Genomic DNA, 25,366 nt, shown 5'->3' on the forward strand with positions numbered 1-25,366 from the left:
TCAACATAAGTCATGGCTTGTTTTGTGAGTAATTTGTAAGTTTTGAGCAAAAGGAACATGAATTGTACACTATCGTTTGCCATCCGTTAAGAGCTTTTGCTGAGTAAAGAAAGGTGAATGCTTTAACCATTGAGAACACAAGCGTCAACAAAAACCATATCTGATTGTTAGCTTGGATAAAAAGGCAGATGCAGTAGAAAAAATTAAAGAATGGATAAGTAAAAATAATATTCGTATCTTAAATATTGCAGGGCCAAGAATCTAATAGCCAGAGGATACACCAAAATTCCAGCGAACTCTTTAAAGAATTATTGGCTAACTAAAAAGTATTAACTGCATACACATGGCGGTAAAAGAACTTTTTTTAAGAAAAACAGATCAGTGTTATCTTATTGCTTGTTAAGAAGCTGAATCATCTAAAGAGCTAGAATTTAAATGAAAGAATTTATAGTTTATCATAATCCGAACTGTTCTAAATCAAGACAAGTTTTGCAAATATTACAAAGTTGTCATATTAACCCGACTATAGTGGAGTACCTTAAGACACCGCTTAATATAGAGCAATTGCTTGAGTTACGATCACATTTTGATTTAAAAGACTTTGTTAGGACGAATGAACCTGTTTTTAAGAATTTGGGTTTGGTTTTAGAGGATGAGGCTAAAATTTTAGAAGTCATGCTGAAAGAGCCGATTTTAATGCAACGCCCAATCGTGACTTGTAACGGCCAGGCTATCATTGCCAGACCGCCTGAAAAAATATGGGAATTGCTTAAACCATCCCAAGCTTTTTCTAAATGAATTTATTAAGTCATAAGTCAAGAAGACTTTAAATTGCAGCCACAGATTTAAGTGTCATAATTAGGTTTGTTAAAACGTGGCCCAGGTCATGGTAGTGCTTGCAGTTCAGACACGAGACTTTAAGGAGTTTGGCGTTTTGCTTAAAGATTTAATCAGCGGCTCCAAAGGGAGGTAAACTTCTGGGCGTTATATAATCATGAACTTGATACAAAGTATTTGCTGCAGTTCGATGCAAGTAATTTTAGAACCCTTAGTATAATCGTAATCCACATCCATAAACTTGGTTTTACATGTCGATAATTATCTACAACGGTAATCCGCTTTCCTCAAATCAGCCATGCATTAAACATAATGATCGCGGCTTTACATTGGGTCACGGTCTTTTTGAAACGATACTAATTAATAAAGGTGCAATGCCTGCGTTCGATTATCACTGGCATCGGCTTGAAACAAGTGCACCACTGATTAGCATGAATTTGCCATTTTCTAAAGAAGCATTAACAGAAATGCTTCTTTTTTTAATCGCAGAAAATAATTTAGAGGAAACAATTGCCGGTGCAAGAATAACGATTACTGCCGGGGAATCTATAAGGGGTATCTTCCCTGAGGCACGTCCAGAACCAAATTTTACTATTTTTGCTTTTGCGTTTGCTCATCCTGCCAAACTGGCTTATTCGGCACGGATTGTAAGCACAAGAAAGAATGAAAAAACAATCGCTGCAAGGATTAAATCAATTAGTTATTTAGACAACATTCTTGCGAAACAAGAAGCCATGATGCAAGGATTTGATGAAGCTATTTTATTGAATACGGGATCGAATGTGGCTGATGGAGCCATTACCAATGTGTTCATGGTTAAAAATGGGCAAATTTATACGCCGCCCATTGCTGATGGAGCATTGCCTGGGGTTATTAGAAATATTCTTTTGAAAGAATTAACGGTTAAATTTTCCATTATTGAGAAATCCATCACACCTGCTGAGTTACTGAGTGCCGATGAGGTTTTTTTGACCAATGCGCTCATAGGTATTCAACCAGTAAGCCAAATTAATGACAAAAAATATCAATGTTTTTCTGTAGGGACTTCGGTTGCTTTTGCGCTCAGAGAATTAAAAGATTACATATAAAAGTCAATGGGAGAATGATGCGGCAAATAAAGTACGTCTAAATGCAGTTTTTAGCTGTATCTCATTGTATTTAATTCGTGCCTATATATTACAGGGTGATGCCATTAAATTTTATTTTCGCAGGAAAGTATGGTCGGTAAAGAGAAATGGAAGAAATTGACAGAATGGATGACGAAGCTTCATATCGATGAAATTGATCTTGTCGAAAAATTTATTCTGGGCAGCGGTAAGGGTGGGCAGAAATTGCATAAAACGGCGGCTACTGTTTATTTAAAACACGCGCCATCGGGTTTGGAAATAAAATGTCAGGAATCCAGAAGCCGCGAGGATAATCGCTATTTTGCAAGGGTACGCCTCTGTGAAAAATTACATGCGTTGATTAGTGATGAAAAAACGAAGGAACAGCAAAAAGTTGAAAAAATAAAACGCCAAAAGAAACGACGTTCAAGGCGCGCGAAACAAAAAATTTTAGATGAAAAATCAAAACGAAGTGAATTAAAAGGGTTTAGGAAAAAGCCAGAAACTTTCGAATAAAAAGACTTATATCTGGGAAAAGGTAACACCGCAATGAAGTGGTTGCCTTGAATATGTTTAATTTTTCGTCTAATCAGCCGTTGCAATATTTTAGTCCAAAGCATCAGGTTTTTGAGCCAAAAGGTCGGGAGCTTCAAGCGTGTCTTTAAAATGTGCGCTATTGTTTGCTATATATAAAATAAATCATCCTATAATCCAGCTTGATGCATTTATCGCACTTCATGATTATTATCGGAGCATTTCTTCTTGCCGGAGGAGCTTATTTCACCTGGCCTCTTCTAAAGAAAACGTCTCATTATCAGCAACAATGGGTAGCTAATTTTACCCTTATCTGTTTCTTTTTATGCAGTTATCTCTTTGCCATCATCTATGGTGTATGGGGCAACCCTTTTTTTACCAATTATTTTTATTCTACGATTTTTTTACTGGGGGGAATTTATGTCTTCTGGGTCAGTTATTTGAGCGCAAAAACCATTGAAAAAACAAAGATAATAGATGATTTAATATTAAAATATGAAAAAATTCGCTATCAAGCTGAACACGATAAGCTGACCGGGTGTTATAACCGTCATTATCTAATGGAAATATTAGACAATCGTTACCAAAAAATTAAATTAAATAGCGGTCATTTAATCGTTATTTTCATTGATTTGGATGGCTTTAAGAAAGTTAATGATGAATATGGTCATGATTTTGGAGACCATATCCTGCAGCGATTTTGTCATTTATTAAGGCAACAGCTTCGTAAAGAAGATGTTATGGCGCGCTACGGTGGTGATGAGTTTGTGGTATTAATTGAAAATATCAATTTAAAAAAAGCAGGGTTAATTGGACAAAAAATAATTAAAATCACATCGCAACTAACCAAGGAAATTTTAAAGCAAGGCAATTTAATATTAGGTTGTTCCATTGGCATCAGCCAATTGATTCATAGCTCACCTTCTATTGATTCCGCTCTGAAAAAGGCTGATGCGGCTTGTTACAAAGCGAAAAAAAATTATGGTAATACCATTTGCTTTGAGGATGGCATACAATCTGAAGCAACTTGTAGCCAAATGAATGACAAATAGTAGATCATAGGCGGATGACGCTTCCAAGCATAAATTGCGTGAAGTAGGGAATAATGATGCAGCAGGACATAGCAGCACTTAAAATACAAGGCTTTTTTAAAACGTATCGACTTAAAAAGCAGCAGGTATTGCAAGAGGTGATCGACTCTAGTTCTTCCAAGCAGTTATTGGAAGCATTGGATTTAAGATTTCAATGCATGCGGGCTGTGGCTGCTGCGAAATTGCCGCTCGGTAAGCCAATAAATGATAAAGCGCAAATTGAAAAAGTTCTGGTGCATGTGCGGGAGTTGGCGAATGAAAAAGAAATAAAAAATGTGGAAATGGTAGCGAATCTTTTTCTACAAAATATTACATTGGCAGAAAATATTCAGTCGCCTTACTACGATGTGATCTGGAAATGTCATTATGGCCAGCGTGACTTTAAGCTGCTCGTTAATAATGCTTATATGCAACTGCGCCAGATTGTGTCTACTAAGAAGTTACCTATTGCATGCAATTATGAAAAAACCGATTTTACCTCGGAAGAAGTACTGCTGTTGGCGCGGGATATTATTCAACATGCCAGTCAATTGATTATTGAGGCATTGGGAAATTCAGATTTACATGAATATTATCAGAATAGTCAGCACATCAACTCAACTCTGCGACAGATGCTAGCCAATTACATGACTCCCAGTGCATTAATAAAATGCACTGGGGAAATTGATTCTTTAGCAGGAAGCATAAAGCGTTGTACTCTTTAATGCTAAAGAGTGGTTGCGAAATAAAATTTGTAAAATAATCTGAACAAATATTTGAATTTTTTTCATTAAATATCAATAACATATATTTATATTTGACTATTTTATTTTCATATAAAGCCATTAAAGCTGGAAAAAAAGGATTGGCTTACTACAATTTAAGTGTTTGAATGGTATAGGTAAATCAGCTTTAATCTGTTAGATAGTTCGCTCTCATTATTATTTGTTACCTGCGCAGATAAAAATGGTAAACAGTTCTGATAATCATCATGCTATTTCAGGGGGTGGGACCATTGGCTAAGAAACAGCCTACAGAATAATTCTCTCTAAAATTTTAACTAATCATTGTTAGTAGTATCTCTCTTTTAACTCGTGACTTAAGGATAAAGCATGAAAGTTAACAAAAAAAAATTCCCCGTTATTCTGGCATTAACATTGGCAGCAAATGGTTATTGCGCTGACAGCACTCATGAAGCAGTGTCCAATCATATTTCTGGTTCTGCAACCAATTCTTTAATCCCTAATCAACGTTTACTTTTAACTGGTCAAAATAATAATGAAGCTTGGGATAATTTAGCGGCAATATTAGCTGATGGACAAATACCAGACGGTGGTTCCATCTATTATCAATCCAGGCCCAATGAAGGTGACACTTCCGGCGATTTATTGAGTAGCGCCAAAGAGAATTATGCCTATTTGGTTGATAAGGCCAATCAAGCGCAAAAAGACATATATATTCAATTGGCTGTGAGTATTAAGGATAATCCGCCAAATAGTACCCGCTGTCCACATGGTGCGAAGCCAGGGGAATGTACCACTCTCGAGGCATCCGTTGCTGCCGTTCATGATGTTGCGGATGGAAAAAGCGATGGATTGTACCAAAATTTAATTAAATATATTAATGCCAATCCAAAGCCTATTTACCTGATACGCTTAGACTATGAAGTCAGTTCAAACTTTTTTTGCGATCCAAATACAGATCCCAAAATTGGCTGCGCGGTATACAAGCAAGCATTTAAACATTTACGTAATTTAATTAGCAATGGCACGAAAGAGAGCGGTGCGAAAGTATATTACGTATATCATCCAGTGCGTGGCGAATATCAAGATTTATATCCAGGAAATGATGTAGTTGACTGGATCGGTTTGAGTGTATTTGAGCACGACTTATGTCTGCCTCATTTTAATGGGTCAAGTTATGGGTATAATGGTTTTCCTGCAACTAATTATGTTGCCAATTCAACTTGTAATATCGGTAATGAGCGTTTACCAATCGATGGGAATATTCTCGGAGCCGTGGCTTTTGCAAATGCGGTGGGGAAACCAGTTATCCTATCCGAGTCGGCGCTTACAAACTATGTTGATAGATCGGCAAGCCATCCTCATGACGGGAATAATTTTGTTTGGCAAACTGCCTACAAACAAGCATCTACAACTTGGGTGAATCGCTTGTTTGCTTTAATTAATTACAATGGTGTGGTGCCGATAAATTGTAATCCGGCGAATCCGAATAAATCCCCGGCATGTAAGTCAGACAAAGACAATCCTGTCATTGATTTATCTTCAACGATAAAAGCGATAGTGTATATAAACAATGATTTTCGCTATGGCTTTGATGGTGCCCAACGGTCTTCGCCAGATTGTAAATCAGAGACGCAAACTCAAAGCAGCATAGGCGGATGTGTGCCATTTAATGTGGGTTGGTTCAATGATGCAAGGTTACTTGATGATGGTAATTCTTATGAAAACGGCTCTTTTGTTTCCCTAAACGGTGAAGCAAAAGCTGCATTTTGTGCCGGCTTGGAGAAAGCACAATTCGCTGTAAAATGTAAATAAGCTCCTACCATTTAATTCACTTCATCGCACGTGCTTGGGTGAAGTGAATTAATTTAAGCGGCGAAGGGATATTGACTCACATGCCAAGTTTTAAAAGTAAATTCTAGCGGGGGCCAAGAAGGATACGCAACAAACAAACTGGCCGAATCCCGGTAATCTCCCTAAATACAGTAAACAAAATACCTGTTATCGTGTGCACTAATCTTCCTATAAATTGCTCACATTTTTTGCGGAAAAAGATATAAGCTTACTTAAACGTTAAGTAAAATTGCTCATGAAAACTATAGGATACGCTGCCCATTCAACTACAGATAAATTGTCCATATCATTTTGAACGCTGTAATTTACGTGAAAATGATGTGGCGATAGAGATTTTATATTGCGGAGTTTGTCATTCCGATCTGCATATTGTTCGAAATGATTGGGGTTGGACTGAACACCTTATCGTACCAGGGCATGAAATTTTAGGCCGAGTTATGGAAGTGGGATCTGCGGTAAAAATACAAAGCGGGCGATTGCGTTGCGGTAGGTTACATGGTGGATAGCTGCCAGAATGTGATCGATGTCATAAGAGCCAGGAACAATTTTGCCAGGAAGGAAACACAGGAACTATTGCGGAATAGATCGCATTACAGGAGAGTCTACCAAGGGCGGATATTCTAAGTATATTTGCCGTGCGTGAAGAATTCGTTTTACGTGTTTCCGGAGGTTTGGTATTGGCAATTGTGCCCCATTTTATGTGCAGGCATTACTGCTTATTTCTCCCTTGCGCATCTTGAATGCCAGGCCTGAAAGCCGGGTAGGGGTTGTGGGGTTAAGCGGCCTTGGGCATATGGCCGTAAAAATAGGGGTTGCCGTGGGTGCTTGTGACCTTACTCATTTATTGGTTCTGTATTTGGTGATGTTTATGTTGCTATTAAGTTTTTTATAAGTGAGGATACTCCTTGACATTAAAATGAAACAATGAAGACTAAACCTATTTTTTCTGAATGATAATATTATACTTTCTAAATAATCAAAGGATTGATATGAAAATGAAAAAACTGGCTTTCAGCATTCTAGCTGCATCCCCTCTATTTTTTTTTAAATACTGCTCATGCAAGTGAGTCCCCCAAAGAAGCTTCTTCATCAACAACAACCTTAAATAATGAATTATTAAAAAAACTGCCTTTCAGCGATAAGGAATCGTTTAACAATGCATCCAAAGGATTTATAGCCCCGTTACCTAATAATGGAATTATTAAAAATACTAATGGGGATGTGATATGGGATTTAGGTAATTTCTCTTTCATCAAAAATGACATTTCATCACCCACTACGGTCAATCCCAGTTTATGGCGACAAGCCCAGCTTGTAAAAATGGGTGGTTTATTTCAAGTTAATGAACATATCTATCAAGTGCGAACGGCAGATCTATCCAATATTACCTTTATTGAAGGGCCGCAAGGTATCGTTATTGTTGACCCATTAATTTCAACAGAAACAGCAAAAGCATCATTGGATTTATATTTTAAACATAGACCGAAACAACCTATCGTTGCAGTCATCTATACTCACAGTCATGTAGACCATTACGGTGGTGTTAAAGGCGTTGTTTCTGAAGACGACGTAAAGTCAGGAAAGGTAAAAATTGTAGCGCCTATTGGCTTTATTGAAAGTGCTGCTGCAGAAAACGTAATGGCAGGTAATGCCATGAGTCGACGTGCCAGTTATATGTATGGCAATTTATTACCTATGTCACCGACGGGTCAGGTAGGGGCAGGTTTAGGCATGACGACCTCTTCGGGAACCGTGTCACTTATTCCTCCTACTGAGATTATCAAAACCAATAAACAACACCTAAAATTAGCAGGCCTTGATTTTGTTTTCTATATGGCCCCTGATTCTGAAGCACCATCTGAAATGTTTTTCTATATACCTGAATTTCATGCTTTATGCACAGCTGAAGATGCAACACATACCTTGCATAATACCTACTCTCTACGAGGTGCAAAAATCAGAGATCCATTCGCGTGGTCAAAATACTTAAATGAAGCAATGTATCTTTGGGGAAATGATGTGCAAGTCTTATTTGCACCACATCATTGGCCTGTTTGGGATAAAGAAAACATCGTCAAACATTTAAAACTACAGCGCGATATGTATCGTTTTATTAATGACCAAACCTTGCATTATGCGAATCAGGGTTTCACCATGGATGAAATCGCTGAAAAAGTGATGCTTCCTGAGAGTTTAAGTCATTATTGGTCAAATAGAGGCTATTATGGGACGATGAATCATAATACCAAAGCGACTTATGTGAAATATTTAGGCTGGTTTAGTGGCAATCCTGCAACCTTGCATCCCCTTGAGCCTGTAGAAGGCAGCAAAAAATATGTAGACTACATGGGTGGGGCTGCAAAAATTATGGAACTAGCCCGCAAAGATTATGAACAAGGAAATTATCGCTGGGTTGCTGAAGTAATGAACCATGTAGTTTTTGCTGAACCGAATAATCAAGAAGCCAGAAATCTTGAAGCGGATGCATTAGAACAATTAGGCTATCAAGCGGAATCAGGCCCTTGGCGCAACTTTTATCTTAGCGGAGCTAAGGAATTGCGTAATGGGGTACAAAAACTGGCAACTCCCGATACTGCAAGCCCTGATACTATTCGCGCAATGAGCACTGACTTATTTTTTGATTATATGGGAGTTAAGTTAAATGGAGATAAGGCTGCAAACACTACAATCACCTTAAATTTTGTTTTTCCTGATATCAATGAAAAATACATTGTCGAACTTAATAATGGTAGTTTACATCATATTCAGGGCTATCAATCAGACAAAGCAGATGCAACGATTAGCATTAACAGAGAAACGTTAAATCAAATTATTCTCAAACAAAAAACAGTGGAAAGTACTTTAGCAAATAAAGAACTAAAAATTGATGGTAACCAAGAATCATTAAAGCAGTTGTTAGGCTTTATCGATAACTTTGATTTTTGGTTTAACATTGTGACCCCAAACCAATAAAAACTCAGAGCCTTATCAGATAAAGGGTGAGGCTTTCTCTTTTCTTCTAAAGGACATTCATGAATTTTTTTAGATTGGTGGTAAATTACCGCCGTTATTATTTTTACGTCACAGGCAACTGCTACTGAAGATTTAGCGCAAACGAATAATCCTTTAGCAATATGCAAGCATTTAACTTACAAAATTATTACTATCCTCAAATTTCAGGATTTGACCAAAAGGAGATACATTTTGGCTTCGCTACGTCCAACCAATTAATAAATTTTAGTACGTGCATCTATGCCCTTTACTTCCTATCCTGTTACACACACCGTTAAAAAAAGTGGCTCTGGTGACTTCAACATTTTTGCAGCATATTTACTTGATTTGATATGACATCATTCAAGCAAAATAATATAGATATAGCATTATTGGTGAAAAAGCTGTTAGATGCTTAATGGGGGGTATGGCTCCGTTCTCTGAGCTGAGCCTAGTATGAAGCGTTTTTCATTAATTGTTTTTAAAGACCTTATTATCTTATTTTTTATAGCGTGCTGTTGAGTTGTTATCTTTGCGCGCTTCTTTATTTCTTTTCTAATTAAGAAAAATATTATTTTTACGAAAATAATATTTGTTATCAAGCTAATAAAATCGGGCAAACCTTGCACCGAAATTCTTAACCTTTTTTCGAGATGGCACATTTTTTTTCTTAGTCTAAGCTTACCTGAGCTTATAAGTATTTGCGCAATACAGATAAGACTACAGATATTTTCTAATGGATTGACAAGGAGGAGTTATGAGTCGTTACAAGGAGAATAATGGTTCTATGAGCCGGGAGGAAGCAGGCAGGCGTGGAGCCGAGGCGCGCTGGGGCCGTGATTACGATGATGATTATGAAAGAAGCAGCCAACGGCGCAGTTCCCGTGACGATGATGAACATCGCATGAGCCGGGAAGAAGCAGGCAGACGGGGTGCTGAGGCGCGCTGGGGCCGTGATTACGATGATGATTATGAAAGAAGCAGCCAACGCCGCAGTTCCCGCGACGATGATGATTATCGCATGAGCCGGGAAGAAGCAGGCAGACGGGGTGCTGAGGCGCGCTGGGGCCGCGATTACGATGATGATTATGAAAGAAGCCGCCAACGGCGCAGTTCCCGCGACGATGATGATTATCGCATGAGCCGGGAAGAAGCAGGCAGGCGGGGAGCCGAGGCGCGCTGGGGCCGCGATTACGATGATGATTATGAAAGAAGCCGCCAACGGCGCAGTTCCCGCGACGATGATGATTATCGCATGAGCCGGGAAGAAGCAGGCAGACGGGGTGCTGAGGCGCGCTGGGGCCGTGATTACGATGATGATTATGAAAGAAGCCGCCAACGTCGCAGTTCCCGTGACGATGATGATTATCGCATGAGCCGGGAAGAAGCAGGCAGGCGGGGAGCCGAGGCGCGCTGGGGCCGTGATTACGATGATGATTATGAAAGAAGCAGTCAACGGCGCAGTTCCCGTGACGATGATGAACATCGCATGAGCCGGGAAGAAGCAGGCAGACGGGGTGCCGAGGCGCGCTGGGGTCATGATTACGATGATGATTATGAAAGAAGCAGTCAACGGCGCAGTTCCCGTGACGATGATGAACATCGCATGAGCCGGGAGGAAGCAGGCAGGCGGGGTGCTGAGGCGCGCTGGGGCCGTGATTACGATGATGATTATGAAAGAAGCCGCCAAGGCCGCAGTTCCCGTGACGATGATGAGCATCGCATGAGCCGGGAAGAAGCAGGCAGACGGGGTGCTGAGGCGCGTTGGGGTCGTGATTATGATGAGAATGAAGACGAGGGAAGAAGTGGTAGTGGGCGAGAAGATGAGTATCACACCATGAGTCGCTCAAAAGCAGGTAAACTTGGCGCGCAAGCACGGCATAATATTTCTGCCGAAGAAGAAACCGAAATTGCACGGAAAGCTGCGAAAACCCGCAAAAAGAAAGACCCGGATGCTTTTGTTAAAATGGGTAAGAAAGGTGGTGAGGCTTAGACTTCATTCCTTGGCCTGACGAGACCTGTTGTTTAGGTCGCGCCAGGGTTATTTGTATTTAACCAGTTGTTTGTCTTGTCGTTCATACCGTCCGCATTTATCATGAAAAAACGTAACAATTTGCGTATAATATGATCAATAATGGCGTTGCAAAGGATTGGTATGAAGCCTGTTCTATTTTTTATGTTCATGAGTATGTGTTCCGTCTCAGCTGGAGCGACGATCTTCATTAAAGGATTGCCCATGGCATTGGAATACAGGAATGAGGTTTATCTTCTTCCTCCTGCAAAAGTTATTTCGCCTAATACAACTTATTTATATATTACTATGGATGGCGTTGATAAAATATGTACTTTAAATACGCAAACCGATGCCGTATTTGACCAAGCTACACAAGTTTACTTTCTCATTAACGGGGCTAGAACAGCATGGAATTGCCATGCTTATCAAACCACAGTAATTAAGGTGCTACCATGGTAGCATGGTTAGGCCGATGCTATTTTTCTGCATTCTGCTTCACAGCGGTAACATGCTTCGGCGCAACGCTTGCAATGTTCCATATCTTGATGTTTTGAGCATTCATCGCCACAAGTTTTACAAATATCCGCACAGAGCAAGGAAACAGGTAAGGCAAACTCTGAGCCGCGAGCTAGCAATTTGGCGGTCAAAATGCAAATGTCGGCACAATCGATGTCCAGCTTAATACAAGACGCGAGCTGTTGAATGGTTTGCTCTTCAAGGCAGCTATTGGCGCAATGTTCACACGCTGTGGCACAGGCATGGCAGGCATCAATGCAGGATTGATAGTTTTCATGCGACATTTTTCGGCTCCTTTCTCTGCAAGTGGGCAAATAAAGCCTAGACGGCTTTACTTAAAGTGCAAGTGAGCTTAAATGCATTTGCTGCTATAGTGAATTGTAAATCATTGTTCATCTTAAGCCATGTGGAAAATCCTTCATTATTTAAGAAATGTATTTTGTTTCTTTTTTGCCAAAAAAACCTTGGGCGCCCGAGCATTAATCATCGACAATGATAAAGTACTTTTAGTAAGACACACGTATGCTGCCGGATGGTATACAGTAGGGGGCGGTATTCAGGCAGGGGAAACTCCAACGCAAGCAATTATCCGGGAATTAAAGGAAGAAGTCGGCATCATTTTAACGCACAAACCACAATTATTTTCTGTTTATCATAAACGTCATCATTGGGATGATTACATCATTTTGTTTATATGCAAACACTTTATACAGGAAGCAGTAAATTCTCCGGAAATTGCAGAGCAAAAATGGTTCCCACTCAAGAAATTGCCACCCGATGTTTCACCGGCCACAAAGCGGCGTATTTTAGAATATCAAAATCAATTGGAACTCACGGAAGAATGGTAAATATTGCAAAGACCTTATTATGCAGCACAAAGGTTACACGTAATGTTTATGACTTGCTTCAAGCTGCATAAGTGAAAAATAGGATGTAGCGTGCAACCTTAGCTTGGTAATTTCAATCTCGATTGGTAAAAATTTATGGTTATCCTATCTTACTTATGTTTAAAACCCTGCTATGCTTCCATAACTTAAGTGTCAAAAAAAAGACAGTAGTTGCACAAAAAATTCAATAGGATTAAAATTTAACGATCTTGTTTTTATTTAATAATCAATGGTGCACAATGAAAACTAAAACTGCTCCACAACGATCGCCAAGGCGATGGTCTGTAACCACACCTGAAAACTATCTTAATCCTAAAACACAATTTAAAATAACTGCAGAGCAAATGCATGGTTTATTGCGTGACTGCAATTCATTAAGCGAAGCTGCTGCGCATCTTGGTGTTTCCTATCAGATTCTCGGCCGAAGACTAAAAGCTTTTCAAGAAAAGAAAATATTCCCAGAAGGTAATTGGAGCGAGGTAAGAGCTCAATTAGAGGTTAAAGAAATGACTTCGTCTTCTTCCTCGATGTTTTTTAACTGGAGTTTGAAAAGCCCGCAAGATAAAAACCAGCCGGGTAGAAAAATTTCCCTCCTCAATCCCACGAATGTTGATCCTAAACATTTGAGCAAAGATACTCTGGAAAGCCTGCGCCAGACATTTTTTAACAAAGCAACGGAACCGTCCGTACAATCTGATTCTTCCGCCCCGCAAATATTGCTTGGTAAATAGTAAACTCAGCACATCGTGCATGATCTTGCACGGATAATACTGTTTTAGTAAATCATGCCAGTTAACTGCGTATCTGTCCTTCGCCGAAAACCAGCCATTTGTAGCTGGTTAAGGCTTCCAAAGCCATGGGGCCGCGTGCATGCAGTTTTTGTGTGCTGATGCCAATCTCAGCGCCCAACCCAAATTGTCCGCCGTCGGTAAATGCCGTTGAAGCATTCACATACACGGCTGCTGCATCCACTTGCTGGGTAAAATAAGCAATGGCTGATTTATCCTCGGCAATAATGGCTTCGCTGTGTCCGGATGTATATTGCTGAATATGCCGCACCGCTCTTTCCAGAGAAGGAACGGCTTTAATTGCCATTTTGTAAGATAAAAATTCGCGTCCGAAATCTTCTTTCTGCGCGTGCTGTAATAAGGCTTGTGGGTAACTCCCCAAAAGAGCCTGATGGCTCGTCTCATCAGCATATAATTCCACTTGTTTTGCTGCCAGTAGCTCCACCAAGGCAGGCAGGCTGGATAAGCGTCCTTGATGAATAATCAATGTATCCAAGGCATTACATACGCTAACGCGCCTGGTTTTTGCATTGTGTACAATCAGCCGTCCTTTTTCGAGATCGCCGCTGACATCAAAATACGTGTGGACAATGCCTGCTCCGGTTTCGATGACAGGGATCCGGGCATGTTCCCGTACAAAATTTATCAAGGATTGTCCGCCTCTGGGAATGCAAACATCCACCAGATGCACAGCTTTTAATAACACGTGCAAAGCTTCGCGCTCTGCAGGCAACAAATAAATGGCTAAAGGCGAAACAGAGTGTTTTTTTAACACGTTATGGATTAAGGAAACCAGGCAGGCATTGCTGTGATACGCTTCCTTCCCTCCTTTCAAAACGCAGGCATTGCCGGTTTTAAAGCACAAAGCAAATACATCCACGGTCACGTTGGGCCTGGATTCATAAATCACCGATACAACACCAAGCGGCACCGGGACTTTTTGCAGCACCAAGCCATTGGGAAGCTTTTTATTTTCAAGGATGCCCCCGAGAGGGTTAGGTAAAGAAGCCACGGACTCTACATCGTTTGCTATGGAATCAATGCGTTCCTGGCTCAGCAACAACCGATCGTGGCGGGGATCATCTTCCTGCATTAAAAGCAAATCTTTTTGGTTTTCGGAAATAATAGTGATGCTTTCTTCCCTTAATGTTTTGGCTAAATCCAACAAGATTTTTTGCCGGATTTCTGCGGGCATTAAGCTCAGGCAATGGCTTCCTGCTTTTATTTGAGTTAAGCGACGTAAAACTTCATCCATCTTGAATTCCTAAAAAATATGCAAATGATCATAATGAATAAAGACTGGTTTACCCTTTTGACCAAGAAGTTCTTGTAGTTTTTCGGCACCATAGCGGGCAATTCCAACCCCTAGTCGTTCCTGATTAGGGCCTAAAATTTCAATTAAATCCCCTCTTTTAAAATTTCCGTGGCAGGATTGAATGCCTACCGGCAGTAAACTGATGATCCGTAAGTTTTCTTTTAAGATAGCAAATAAACAAGGATTGACTGTTATCGAGCCTGCTTGTTTTTCACTGAATGCAATCCAGCGTTTTAGGGGGGATTTTTTCTTGCGCGGCAAAATTTTAGTTCCGATTGGCTCATCATTTAAGATGCGTGTAAGAACGGACGGCATATCCATGCTAAGAATATGGGTGGTAATGCCTAAGCTTGACATTTTCCGCGCAATCGCCAATTTGCTCAGCATGCCGCCACGTCCATGTTGACTTTTAAGCGCGGAAACTTCCGGCCACTGATCATCTGGATGAATGCAGGAAATTAACTCTGCTCCAGCTTTTGCAGGATGAGCTGTATATACTCCGGAAATATTGCTCAAAATGATCAATTTATCGGCATTTACTTGTGCTGCGATTAATCCTGCCAATTCATCATTATCGGTAAACATCAGCTCTTCGATGGCGACGCTGTCATTTTCATTGATGATGGGGATGATGATCTTGTGGTTAAATACTTCATGCAAAAGCCTTGCAATATTTAAGTAATGCTGGCGGGTATGGAAATCTTGCTTAGTCAGCAGCAATTGCGCAGCTAATAATCCATGTTTTTTACACATGAGGGCATAGCGGTGCATGAGTTCAGGTTGGCCCAATGAAGCCAGCACTTGCTTTTCACCAATTGCATTGCCATAAGTGCGGCCAAGAAGCTGCTCTGCAATTTTGCGTCCGGAGCCAACGGCTCCGGAACTGACCAATACCACCTGGTGTCCATCTTTCTTAAACAGCGCAATTTGCTCGACCAAATGTTCCATAACCGGCTCAAATGGGGTGCCGTCCGCCGCCAGAATGCTTTGTGTTCCAACTTTAATAACCAGTTTCATAATATCTCGCAGGGTTCTATGAATAAGATTAGTGCATTTTTTGCCCATTAGGTACACGCGGATCCACAGTCGCCAAACAAATAGCGCCATTTTCATCAGCAAATCCTAATAATAAAAATTGTGAAATAAACCCGGCAATATTTTTTTCACCAAGATTAATGCACCCCAACACTTGGCGGCCAATAAGCGTCTTAAGAGCATACCGGATGGTAATTTGCGCGGAAGTTTGCAATATCCCCAGTTCCGCACCAAAATCTACCCACACTTTATAGGCAGGCTTCTTAACACGCGGGAAGGGTTCTGCTTTTACTATGGTGCCGGTGCGGATATCAATTTGTGCGAATTCTTGATAGGACAGCATCATATTTACTCCTTAAGTATAAAAACTTTCATTATATCCGCGTTAAGGATGGTAGGGATTACCCGCAAGATGCAATTACTTTGCCGAAAAATGCATGGGATAAACAGGGAAAATTTTTATGGGTAGGTAAGAACGATTAAATAACTCAATAGATCGGGCAAATTGGGCTGATCGCTAAAGCAGGGGACGCAAAATCCTGGCCAAGATAAGTGGATAGGAAGGATCACCTTTATCCTCGGCAAACCAGGCTGCTGCAAGTATCAGGCGCACAAAAATCCATTGGGTTAACCGTACAGGACTTAAATTAAGAGTGTTTGCCAAAATATGGATCCGCATTTGCAAGATGTCTTTAACATCTGCTTCATTGGCTAATTCAGCTCGAGTTATGAAGTCAAATGCCGCAGCTTCAAATGCTTTTTCTCCAACGATGCCTTTGGGGTCGATAGCAACCCATTGGCCTTTATGCATGAGAATATTGTCATGGTGCAAGTCACCATGCAGCACAAAATAGCTTTCGGGAGAGTTTAAAAGATCATTTTTCAGGGCAATTGCCTGCAAGAGTAGTGAGTTTGGAATATGGGAATTGCAAGCTTCGTCCAGTGCTTTTAACCAATCATGTACCATTGGAAATCGTTGTGAAATAGTAGCTTTATGAAGAAGTGTTTCTACAACACTTGCATAAGCATTCACGGCTTCAGAAAATTGTAGCGGGTAATGAGTTTTTAATGTTTGGCCTGGAATGGCTTGTTCCAGCAAAATGGCATGGTGCTGCCAATTTATTTTTAAAAGCTTAATGCAACCATGTCCCTGAAAGTGCTGTAATGCCTTAACTTCATTTCGCATGGAGGTTGCATCACAACTTAGTTTTAAAACTACAGGGAGTTGCTGGCCGTGCATGGCTTTTACGACGAAGTTGTAGCTCAAATTAGGCAAGGGTTTTAAATCAGATAATTTCCATTCTGTCGCTAATTTTTTCAAGGTTGCAGGTAATGCCTGCAACCAAGATTTGCCTTGGGAGCCGAACAGGTTCATGATGTTTTGCTCGAATTCTCTCATGTATACTCTTTGGTGGGCACATGTTTTTGTAAATTTCGCTATTTTGCTTTAGAACTTTTTATTTGTATAGAAATAAACAAGCCACAAAGATAAGGACGCAGCCATGATGCAGATAGTTTTGCTTTTAATAGCGTTCGCATTGGTATTGTTGAATGCGTTTTTTGTTGCTGCCGAATTTGGGATGGTAAAATTACGGCATACCCGGGTCGCCGTGATTATGGAATTATATGGATTCCGCGGTCGTATTCTTTCTTACATCCATCAACATTTGGATGCATACCTCTCCGCTTGCCAGCTGGGCATCACCTTGGCTTCCCTCGGGCTGGGATGGGTTGGCGAGCCAGCCGTTGCCGAATTGCTGCAACCAATTTTTTCCTTTTTAGGGATAAAGCCGCACTATGCTTCTGCCGTTTCCTTTATCATCGCATTTTCCATTCTTTCTTTCTTGCATATCGTGGTGGGTGAGTTAATGCCTAAATCCCTGGCCATACGGCAATCGGAAAAAGTTTCCATATGGACAGCGGTTCCCTTATATGGATTTTACTGGCTGATGTATCCTGCCATTTGGTTTTTAAATTTCTGTTCAAATTTTTTATTAAAAATAACAGGCTTGGCACGAAGTCAGCATGGCGAGCACTTTTATTCTACGGATGAGATTAAGCTGATTTTAAGCGCCAGCCATTTGCATGGTGAATTGAGTAAAGAAGAAGTGGAAATCCTTGAACATACTTTAGATTTTGCCGATCTTAAAGTAACGGAAGTGATAAGGCCGCGGGAAGAAATGGTCATGCTGAATTTAAATGAGTCGGTTCAAAAGAATATGAACATCGTGATGCAGCACCGTTACAGTCGTTATCCCGTTTATGATGCCGCTACACAAGAAATTAGCGGCATCATTCATGTGAAAGATTTATTTACCGCGTTATATCAGCATGGGAAAATTCCAGATTTTAAGTTGTTGTTGCGTCCCGTGCTTAAAGTACCGCAGCGTTGGTCTACTCTGGATTTATTGCATAAGTTTCGTGAAGGCATGCCACATTTTGCTTTAGTCTACAGTAAAAAAGGAGCATTGTTGGGATTTGTAACTTTGGATAACTTATTGCATGTGTTAATAGGGCGCATCAAAGATGAGTTTCACCGCACCCAGGAAGATTGGACGATTAACCCAGACGGCAGTTTATCCGTAAAAGGTGATTGTTCTATTTATTCCCTGGAGCGGGCATTAAATCTTGAAATTGATCCCGGCGAAGAAGAGATTGAAACTTTCTCAGGGCTAGTTTTTACGCGTTTGCACTCAATCCCGAAAGTAGGCGATAGAATCCACTTTGAAGAATTTGATGTGGTGATTGAAAAAATGCGGGCGTCACGCATCCTCATGGCCAGAATTTATCCGCATTGAAGTTATAAGACCATGCCATTCACTTGACTGTCCCAAAGCTTTTTGAAATAACCCGCATTATCAATAAGCTCGTTAAAGCTGCCTTGTTCAATAATTTTTCCGTCCCCTAAAACAATAATCCTATCCATGTGGCGTATAGTTGATAGGCGATGGGCAATCGCAATCACGGTCGCGTTATTTTGGGTCAGCATGGCATCAATCGATTGCTGAATTTGTTGTTCCGTGATGCTATCAAGACTCGATGTGGCTTCATCAAGGACGATAATCGGTGCTTTCTTCAAAAAAGCGCGTGCAATGGCGATACGCTGCCTTTGCCCTCCTGATAATTTCACGCCACGCTCACCGACTGCAGTGCCGTATTGTTGCGGGAGCGACATAATAAAGGCATGGATATTGGCCAGTTGCGCTGCTTCTTGTACTTCTGCCTGGGACGCATCTTCTTTGGCATAAGCAATATTTTCCCCGATGCTACGATGAAAAAGCATGATATCTTGTGGTATCAAGGCAATTTGCCTGCGCAAGGAATCGGCAGTAATGATTTCAATGTTTTGTCCATCGAGCAAAATCTCCCCTGAAGCGGGACGGAAATTTTTAAGAAGTAATGAAATCAGCGTTGATTTTCCGGCACCGGAATGACCGATTAAGCCAATTTTTTCACCGGCCGCGATAGTTAGATTCAGATTTTCGAATACCGTGTTTTCAGCATCGTATTTAAATGACAAGTTTTTAAATTCAATCGCCCCTTTTACCAGGGTGGCGGGTTTAGCTGTGGGATGATCGAGCATACTGTGGGGTGTGGCTAACACCGAGAAAGAAGATTTAAAATCGCCAACTTCCTTCATAAACTCACATAACCCTGCGATAAGTGCCCATAAGTCAAAAGAAATCGCAATTGCGGTCAGCATGACAAATACAAAATCACCGATGGAGATTTTTCCTTGTTCGCGTAGATAGACCATAAAGATAAAAACCGCAATGATCATGAACCAGTATAGGAAAGTCCCCACCAGGTTGAATTTAAAATCATATTTATGCAGGTTGACATGGCGCGGCACATAATCTTTAGACATAAATTGTTGAGCACGCTCCAATTCCAGACGGCGGGTTGCAAAATGAAATAAGGAGAAAATATTGGTGATGTTGTCTGCAAATAAGCCTATGACCGTATGCTTGCTTTCCGCCGCATCTTCTGACAACTGATTAAGCTTTAAGCCCATTGGATACAGGACTGCCACTACCAGGGCACACCATCCCAGCATAAAAATAAATACAGCAGTATTCACCAATAAAAGTACAAAAATAGATAGAACAACCACAAAGAAATTTTTGCCGATTACATGGTTAATATTGTTTAAAATGCTGTCGTATTTATCTAATAATCCTTTTAACTTGCTAACTACAGAACCACTTTGTGTATTTTGGAAATAAGCATATGAATGATGTTGAACATAATCATAGGCAGTTAATAATAAATTGCGGCGGATATGCGGTTCCGCCTTCCAGGCTGCAATATTGCTCAGGCGCCAGGAAATATCCAATATAATCTGTGCTGCAATGAACAGCGTAATCGGGTAGATAAGATGATGCATTTCGCCTGCACTGGTTTCTAGGGAAAAAGCGTCCACCAGTAACTTTAAGGAATAGTTATTAGCAAATACATATAAAGCGGTTACGAAAGACGCTTGGAAAAGCAGGATATACCACCAGCGATACGGTTTAATAATGCTCCATAAGAATTCCCGGATGGTTAGTGTTTTTGGGAAAAAAGCGCTCATTTAAATTGCTCCAAATTTTGCAATAATTGCTGCTAGATTATCGCATTATTAGACCCAAGGTATTTCACCGATAAGATGAGTTAACCAAGAAAAAAGCGCCAGGGATTGCACGATGATGCATCCTGAAAATAAAGCCGGATGACAATTAAAATGAATAACAATGGGATAAAATCAGCATAAATTCTCAAAAGTTAATGGGAAGAAAGGTCTGCTTTGTGAATTTTGCTTAATAATGGCGCAATTATATAATTAAATGCACACCAGAGTCAATGTCCTTACTAAACCTATAGGCTTAAAAATGGTTGCGTTTTATTTTTCGCCATGTACAAGGTGGAATGCCATATAGGGCAGTGAAGCGCCGGGTAAATGCTGAAATATTCTCATAACCCACAGTATAAGCAATGGTTTTAACGTTTGAATTTGAAAATTCCAAAAGCAATTTTGCGTGTTCTATCCGTCTATTACGCCAATATTCCGCTAGCCCCAAACCCGTGCAATGTTTGAAGCGGCGCTGTAGCTGGCACTGACTTAAGTGGAAAATTTTAGCCAATTCTTTTAGCTGAATTTTGGCCGCATAATTTTTATCAATCCATTTTTTAATTTGCCCGACTAATTTATCCTCGTTGCGAGGGAATCTATGCAGAAGATTCAGCAATAAATTTTGTAACAAAATGTCCGTATCCAAAATTGCATGAGAAGGATTATTTAAAGCCAGATATGTTTGCGTAAAGTGCAGAAATTTTTTTGTAACTTCATTTAAATTGATGAACCCTGAAGTTGGGACCTGACTTAAGCAGATGTCTTGTTCCGGCACATTAAAAACTATAAATGAATTATTCGGGCTGCCGGCAAAACTGTGAACCGTGTCGGGCAAAATAAGTGCCGCGGTTTCAGTGGTAACTTTTCCTGCTGCTCCACCCATTTCCAGTTCAAGACTCCCTTGGACAGGCAGTACAAATTGAGCAAACCCATGCGTGTGTTGTTGTATCTCAGTCCCATAAGTGCACAGGCTTAATTGGCGTGGGGTGCGATCTATGCGAAGGTTTGACATTTTAAATTCACAAGGGCCGTAATGAGAAGGCTAATTTTAGCCAAATTTTATAAAATTAAACTATATTTTGATTATAATTTGCGAAAGGATGCGTTATGAAACGTTTGAGTCTCACCTTCATTTGTCTGCTGCTCGCGATGCCGCTACGTGCGGAAGAGCCAGTTGTGCAACTTAAATTTGTATTGGAAACTTTAAATGGATGTTATGAGTTGCAAGGAAAAAGAAAAGCTGAACTGGCAAAATGCGTATTATCTGTTTTAAAACAAACTAAAAATCCGGATGGTTATCAAGTGTATATGAATATGGATGATCCCAATGAATATCTGGTGTCGTCTTTTACCCTGACTTTATTTAACAAACAAGGACTCATGATCGTTTGTAATGGTACAGCGGCAGAGCGAATTAATTTGGAGTATTGTACCAGCAAACAAGTTGCACCGCTTACTCCAGAGCAGCAAATGTCGATTAATCCGCCTCGCTAATAATGAGCGTAAAATTAAGATAAATTGTTAAATTCTGGCCGTAGGTGCCACACAGCCAGAATTTTTTTGTTATGTTAGGAAGTAATACAAAAACAGCAACCCGCATGCGTATCTTCTTCGGTGTCGTTTTCATCTCCCAAAGAGTTTGGTAAAGGAAAATATCCATCGGAGCGAATAGGTTTAGTTAATAAGGAATATTCATTTTTTTCGGTGTAGCCTTGCATGATGAAGTGTTGCAAGCGCTCACTATGATGCTCTGCAAATTCACCGCAAAAATGCACGCGCATGGGTATAAAAGTGACATTGTACTGCTCTTTAATCGAATGAACTTCCTTTTGCATCAAATTCAGTTCTTCAATATTATCATCGAGATGAATCAGAATTCCCTCACCCATTTCCTGGGCAATGGCCGCCAGTCTTGTAATTTTAGGCTGGCGTGTGTTGACGGTACTCATAAAACATTCAGGGCGAATATGAATGGTCATATTATGTTCTTTATACTTCGCAGCGACAGCGTGGGCGGAATAAAATTTTTGTTGTTCCTGTTTATACGCTTGCACCAGCGCATTAGCTTCAGTTAACCATTGCTCCATGTCGTCAAGTTTTTGAGTTAAATTGCGTAAAGCGTAGGTAGTTTTATACTCATATGCCTGCATGGTAGTTTGCAAGAACGTGGCAGATGTGGTGGTTTTGACCAGCTCGTTGGAAAAAAATTTCCCATTATTTTGTACTCGGTTTTTCAAGTTTTGGCTGTCGAATTTGCACTGTTTGATTTCTTTTTTAAACGCTTGGATGCTTTTAGGTAATCCGTTTAATATTTGTTGCGGATTCCCTCTTGCAGTAAGGAAAGCAGCGTAAGTATCTTGTCCCATTTTTTCATATAGCGGCACAATATTCTTATTAATTATTGTTTCTTCCGATAAAATGGAGTGGGAGCGCAGGAAAGTAGTATCATCGATGTCCAGCGATATATATTTTTTTTTACTGGCAAAGCTTAATTGATTAAAAATTTTTTGATCATCTGCATTAATATCACCGCTGTCATATAAACATAAAGATTTAACATTTTTCTCGCATAAAGATTGATAAAAAAATTTGTCTAAGGTAATAAAAATATATTGATTTTTAAATTTTTCAGCAGGGAATTGCCTGTCTATCTGTTTTTTAATACTCACTTTATCGTAAATAAAATGTCCAGCCTGGTCTTTGCATAAAGATATAGGTTCCTTGGAAAAATGAATTTCCTCTTCTGCCAGGGTGTTATATAGCCATTGCAAGGGGACTTCTAAAAATTCCTCCTGGTAAGTTTTTTTCTTAAATTTTTTATTTGTTTTTTCTATTGGGCTTACTAAACAGTGGAGAATTATATCTTCTGTTGGTTGAGGAGTATTAGCAGATGCAATCTTGTTCAAGCAAGAATTTAATAAATCTTTAAAGTTAGAATTAAAATTCAGTTCACATTCCCCAGGTGAAAACGGGTTTTCGCGAATGATAACAAGCGCATGGATATCAATAATTAAATGTGTTTTCACTTGCAACATATATTGTTCTCCCTTTCCTGTCGTACATGAAAAATCAAGCGGAAATAGCCGCCCGTGAAAATTTGCTAATTCTGTATAAACTAATTTATAGCGGGATATAAAATTCCAGGGAATGGAAAATGAAAAATAAATTCAGATGGTTAATTTTGTTGCTGGTGTCTGCTTCCACCCCGCTTTTTGCTGAGGTGAGCCTTAAAGATTTGATTAAAGTTTCCAAAGAAAACAACCCCCGGTGTGTAGAATATTATAATTACGCGGGCCAGGTATATTGCAGTACGAAAGCATTAAGCACTGGGGCAATCGATGTCGATGTATTAACCGACGAGAAACAAGACATTTTGTTTGACTCGCGCACCTGGCGTGCTGCCTGGGGGAAAAAAACTGATGCAGTGGTGACGATTGAATACATACCGGCTGAGGGAAAAATTATGGAATGGCGTGAATTAGTTACCAGCCAATTCATTCCAGGCATTCAAGACTCGATTACCCCTATGGATTTTGCAAATTCAGTGATTGAAAATTTGCAAAACTCAGGTTTGAGCCCCAAGATTACCTTTCATCAAAAAACACCTGAGCAAGTGATTTTTGAATTTAGCATTGCATCTCCAGAGAATCTTAAACAAGACGAGTTGCAAAAGATAACCAAGGGCAAAGATGGATTTTATGTCTTGCATTATGTAATTAAAGAAACGGATATGGGAGATGAAATCCGCAATCAATGGCTACAAAATTTAAAAGATAGTCAAATTAAACCGGCTGGCAATGAAGCTCCCCACACGGATAAGGATTAATATGCGCGCCATTTGGTCAGGATCCATTTCGTTTGGCTTGGTTAATATTCCCGTCAAAATCTATAGCGCCGTAGAAAACCATACTTTAAATTTGGATTTATTGCGTCGTCAGGATTTATGTCCTATCCGCTATTCCCGCGTGTGCCAAACGGATGGAAAAGAAGTGCCTTGGGAAGATATTGCGAAAGGATATGAGTATCGCAATGGTGACATTGTACTCCTGGAAAAAAAAGATTTTGCAGAAGCCAATGTAAAAAAAACACACGCTATAGAAATCAGTGAATTTGTGTTGCAAGAAGAAATTGATTCTATTTTCTATGAAACGCCATACTATTTGGCACCCCAGAAAGACGGCATAAAAGCCTATGCTTTGCTGCGTGAAGCGCTGAAAAAAACCAAAAAAGTTGGTGTAGGCGAATTTGTATTACGTACCCACGAAAGCCTGGTAATCATCAAGCCCTACCATGATGCACTATTGCTAAACAAACTGCGCTATAAGGATGATATTCGCGAAACCAAATCATTAAATTTACCCGAAGCTCAACACATCAAACCTGCTGAATTAAAGATGGCGATGCAATTGATCGAGCAATTAACAGAAGAATTTAAACCAGAAGTGTTTAAAGATACTTATATGGATGATCTTAAAAAACTTATTGAGGCTAAAGCAAAGGGAAAAAAAGTGAAAACAGCAAAACCTGCACCAGCAAGGGAAAAAGTCACCGATATTATGGAGTTATTGAAAAAAAGCATACAGGCTAAGGCAGTAAAAGGGCGTTAATCATCTTGTTTACTCCAGTTAACTTATTAGCTCTTAACTTGGTGTGTCCAATTCCATTAAATCACCTCACATTAATCGCACTTCAAATGCGTTGAGGGATCGTTGCTTGGTGTGCTCAAAAAAATAAAAATCATCACTACAGAGAAACCTGCGCAGCCAAACACGTTCAGGATCATTGTTTATAGCTCGTAACAAAAGGCCGTGCAGGACCAGGTATACTGTTAAAGTAAAGTAAACAAGCGTTTACGGACAATGTATTCCATTCAGTCTTTATGATTTGCGCAATCAGTTTCCTGATGCAAGTCAGGAAGAGCTTAAAAATGATCCAGAAGCAAAAGAGCGTGAATGGCGCGAATGGAAAGAGGATTGTCTTAAACGCGCAAAAAAGAACGTGAACTTAAGTACAGTGAGCAATGTAAAGAGGAGCATGTATTACTGGTTGTGAAGACCCTGTAAA

The 25,366-nt window shown here is 40.0% G+C and carries 26 protein-coding genes and 1 pseudogene; 18 read left to right on the forward strand and 9 right to left on the reverse strand.

Going from position 1 to position 25,366, the window contains the following annotated elements:
• Positions 1-151: 151 nt before the first annotated feature.
• The 9 genes and pseudogenes from NKV53_RS12070 to NKV53_RS09850 all read left to right on the forward strand — a co-directional run.
• Positions 152-265 (forward strand): annotated as a pseudogene (locus tag NKV53_RS12070) (YpsA SLOG family protein); the annotation flags it as partial.
• Between the two features lie 170 nt (positions 266-435).
• Positions 436-798 (forward strand): arsenate reductase family protein, encoded by a 363-nt coding sequence (locus NKV53_RS09820; protein ID WP_126955032.1) that lies wholly within the window; start codon positions 436-438, stop codon positions 796-798.
• A 290-nt stretch (positions 799-1,088) separates the two neighbouring features.
• Positions 1,089-1,925 (forward strand): aminotransferase class IV, encoded by an 837-nt coding sequence (locus NKV53_RS09825; protein ID WP_127057574.1) that lies wholly within the window; start codon positions 1,089-1,091, stop codon positions 1,923-1,925.
• 129 nt (positions 1,926-2,054) lie between these two features.
• On the forward strand, positions 2,055-2,459 hold the full coding sequence (locus NKV53_RS09830; RefSeq protein WP_127057575.1) for a peptide chain release factor-like protein: 405 nt from the start codon (positions 2,055-2,057) through the stop codon (positions 2,457-2,459).
• Between the two features lie 221 nt (positions 2,460-2,680).
• Entirely contained in the window at positions 2,681-3,529 is an 849-nt protein-coding gene (locus NKV53_RS09835; RefSeq protein ID WP_233588462.1) for a GGDEF domain-containing protein, read from the forward strand.
• Positions 3,530-3,585: 56 nt separating this feature from the next.
• A complete protein-coding gene (locus NKV53_RS09840) occupies positions 3,586-4,272 on the forward strand; it encodes a chorismate mutase (protein WP_253351041.1) in 687 nt (228 codons plus the stop codon).
• 432 nt (positions 4,273-4,704) lie between these two features.
• Positions 4,705-6,105, forward strand: a complete 1,401-nt coding sequence (locus NKV53_RS09845) for a hypothetical protein (RefSeq protein ID WP_126955027.1) — start codon at positions 4,705-4,707, stop codon at positions 6,103-6,105.
• Positions 6,106-6,464: 359 nt separating this feature from the next.
• Entirely contained in the window at positions 6,465-6,650 is a 186-nt protein-coding gene (locus tag NKV53_RS12075) for an alcohol dehydrogenase catalytic domain-containing protein (RefSeq protein ID WP_199737873.1), read from the forward strand.
• A 194-nt stretch (positions 6,651-6,844) separates the two neighbouring features.
• Positions 6,845-7,036: a hypothetical protein gene (locus NKV53_RS09850; protein WP_199740796.1), complete on the forward strand. Its 192-nt coding sequence runs from the start codon at positions 6,845-6,847 to the stop codon at positions 7,034-7,036.
• Between the two features lie 163 nt (positions 7,037-7,199).
• On the opposite strand, the gene NKV53_RS09855 is transcribed toward NKV53_RS09850, so the two are convergent.
• Complete coding sequence (locus tag NKV53_RS09855; RefSeq protein ID WP_253351042.1) at positions 7,200-7,421, reverse strand: hypothetical protein; 222 nt, start codon at positions 7,419-7,421, stop codon at positions 7,200-7,202.
• Between the two features lie 43 nt (positions 7,422-7,464).
• On the opposite strand from NKV53_RS09855, the gene NKV53_RS09860 reads away from it, so the two are divergent.
• The 3 genes from NKV53_RS09860 (at position 7,465) to NKV53_RS09870 (ending at position 11,608) form a co-directional block, all read left to right on the forward strand.
• Positions 7,465-9,117, forward strand: a complete 1,653-nt coding sequence (locus tag NKV53_RS09860; RefSeq protein WP_253351043.1) for an alkyl/aryl-sulfatase — start codon at positions 7,465-7,467, stop codon at positions 9,115-9,117.
• 775 nt (positions 9,118-9,892) lie between these two features.
• Positions 9,893-11,128, forward strand: a complete 1,236-nt coding sequence (locus NKV53_RS09865) for a hypothetical protein (protein ID WP_253351044.1) — start codon at positions 9,893-9,895, stop codon at positions 11,126-11,128.
• Positions 11,129-11,371: 243 nt separating this feature from the next.
• Positions 11,372-11,608: a hypothetical protein gene (locus tag NKV53_RS09870; RefSeq protein WP_253351045.1), complete on the forward strand. Its 237-nt coding sequence runs from the start codon at positions 11,372-11,374 to the stop codon at positions 11,606-11,608.
• Positions 11,609-11,613: 5 nt separating this feature from the next.
• Here NKV53_RS09870 and NKV53_RS09875 read toward each other — a convergent pair whose 3' ends face one another.
• Positions 11,614-11,949, reverse strand: a complete 336-nt coding sequence (locus NKV53_RS09875) for a four-helix bundle copper-binding protein (RefSeq protein WP_127032628.1) — start codon at positions 11,947-11,949, stop codon at positions 11,614-11,616.
• A gap of 180 nt (positions 11,950-12,129) precedes the next feature.
• On the opposite strand from NKV53_RS09875, the gene NKV53_RS09880 reads away from it, so the two are divergent.
• Both NKV53_RS09880 and NKV53_RS09885 read left to right on the forward strand, forming a co-directional pair.
• The gene (locus NKV53_RS09880) at positions 12,130-12,513 is read left to right on the forward strand and encodes an NUDIX domain-containing protein (RefSeq protein ID WP_253351046.1); all 384 of its coding nucleotides are present in this window, start codon (positions 12,130-12,132) and stop codon (positions 12,511-12,513) included.
• A gap of 278 nt (positions 12,514-12,791) precedes the next feature.
• Positions 12,792-13,283, forward strand: a complete 492-nt coding sequence (locus tag NKV53_RS09885; RefSeq protein ID WP_127032627.1) for a hypothetical protein — start codon at positions 12,792-12,794, stop codon at positions 13,281-13,283.
• Between the two features lie 61 nt (positions 13,284-13,344).
• Here NKV53_RS09885 and NKV53_RS09890 read toward each other — a convergent pair whose 3' ends face one another.
• The 4 genes from NKV53_RS09890 to NKV53_RS09905 form a co-directional block, all read right to left on the reverse strand.
• A complete protein-coding gene (locus NKV53_RS09890) occupies positions 13,345-14,595 on the reverse strand; it encodes a glutamate-5-semialdehyde dehydrogenase (RefSeq protein ID WP_253351048.1) in 1,251 nt (416 codons plus the stop codon).
• Positions 14,596-14,604: 9 nt separating this feature from the next.
• A complete protein-coding gene (gene proB, locus NKV53_RS09895; protein ID WP_126954961.1) occupies positions 14,605-15,672 on the reverse strand; it encodes a glutamate 5-kinase in 1,068 nt (355 codons plus the stop codon).
• 28 nt (positions 15,673-15,700) lie between these two features.
• Positions 15,701-16,036 (reverse strand): tRNA-binding protein, encoded by a 336-nt coding sequence (locus tag NKV53_RS09900; RefSeq protein ID WP_126954962.1) that lies wholly within the window; start codon positions 16,034-16,036, stop codon positions 15,701-15,703.
• A 171-nt stretch (positions 16,037-16,207) separates the two neighbouring features.
• Positions 16,208-17,089, reverse strand: a complete 882-nt coding sequence (locus NKV53_RS09905; protein WP_253351051.1) for an aminoglycoside phosphotransferase family protein — start codon at positions 17,087-17,089, stop codon at positions 16,208-16,210.
• Between the two features lie 103 nt (positions 17,090-17,192).
• Here NKV53_RS09905 and NKV53_RS09910 point away from each other — a divergent pair, with 103 nt between their 5' ends.
• A complete protein-coding gene (locus NKV53_RS09910; RefSeq protein ID WP_126954964.1) occupies positions 17,193-18,488 on the forward strand; it encodes a hemolysin family protein in 1,296 nt (431 codons plus the stop codon).
• Positions 18,489-18,490: 2 nt separating this feature from the next.
• Here NKV53_RS09910 and NKV53_RS09915 read toward each other — a convergent pair whose 3' ends face one another.
• Together NKV53_RS09915 and NKV53_RS09920 are read right to left on the reverse strand one after the other, a co-directional pair.
• Positions 18,491-20,263 carry an ABC transporter ATP-binding protein gene (locus tag NKV53_RS09915; RefSeq protein ID WP_126954965.1) on the reverse strand — a complete coding sequence of 591 codons (1,773 nt, stop codon included), beginning with the start codon at positions 20,261-20,263 and terminating at the stop codon, positions 18,491-18,493.
• Positions 20,264-20,555: 292 nt separating this feature from the next.
• The gene (locus NKV53_RS09920) at positions 20,556-21,314 is read right to left on the reverse strand and encodes an AraC family transcriptional regulator (protein WP_127057539.1); all 759 of its coding nucleotides are present in this window, start codon (positions 21,312-21,314) and stop codon (positions 20,556-20,558) included.
• 95 nt (positions 21,315-21,409) lie between these two features.
• On the opposite strand from NKV53_RS09920, the gene NKV53_RS09925 reads away from it, so the two are divergent.
• Positions 21,410-21,796 carry a hypothetical protein gene (locus tag NKV53_RS09925; RefSeq protein ID WP_127057540.1) on the forward strand — a complete coding sequence of 129 codons (387 nt, stop codon included), beginning with the start codon at positions 21,410-21,412 and terminating at the stop codon, positions 21,794-21,796.
• 74 nt (positions 21,797-21,870) lie between these two features.
• On the opposite strand, the gene NKV53_RS09930 is transcribed toward NKV53_RS09925, so the two are convergent.
• The gene (locus NKV53_RS09930; protein WP_127057541.1) at positions 21,871-23,337 is read right to left on the reverse strand and encodes a hypothetical protein; all 1,467 of its coding nucleotides are present in this window, start codon (positions 23,335-23,337) and stop codon (positions 21,871-21,873) included.
• 119 nt (positions 23,338-23,456) lie between these two features.
• Here NKV53_RS09930 and NKV53_RS09935 point away from each other — a divergent pair, with 119 nt between their 5' ends.
• Positions 23,457-24,128 carry a hypothetical protein gene (locus tag NKV53_RS09935; protein WP_127057542.1) on the forward strand — a complete coding sequence of 224 codons (672 nt, stop codon included), beginning with the start codon at positions 23,457-23,459 and terminating at the stop codon, positions 24,126-24,128.
• A gap of 1 nt (position 24,129) precedes the next feature.
• The gene (locus NKV53_RS09940) at positions 24,130-24,909 is read left to right on the forward strand and encodes a Ku protein (RefSeq protein WP_127057543.1); all 780 of its coding nucleotides are present in this window, start codon (positions 24,130-24,132) and stop codon (positions 24,907-24,909) included.
• Positions 24,910-25,366: the final 457 nt, after the last annotated feature.

Source organism: Legionella sp. 27cVA30 (assembly GCF_024160945.1).
Lineage (GTDB): Bacteria > Pseudomonadota > Gammaproteobacteria > Legionellales > Legionellaceae > Legionella_A > Legionella_A septentrionalis.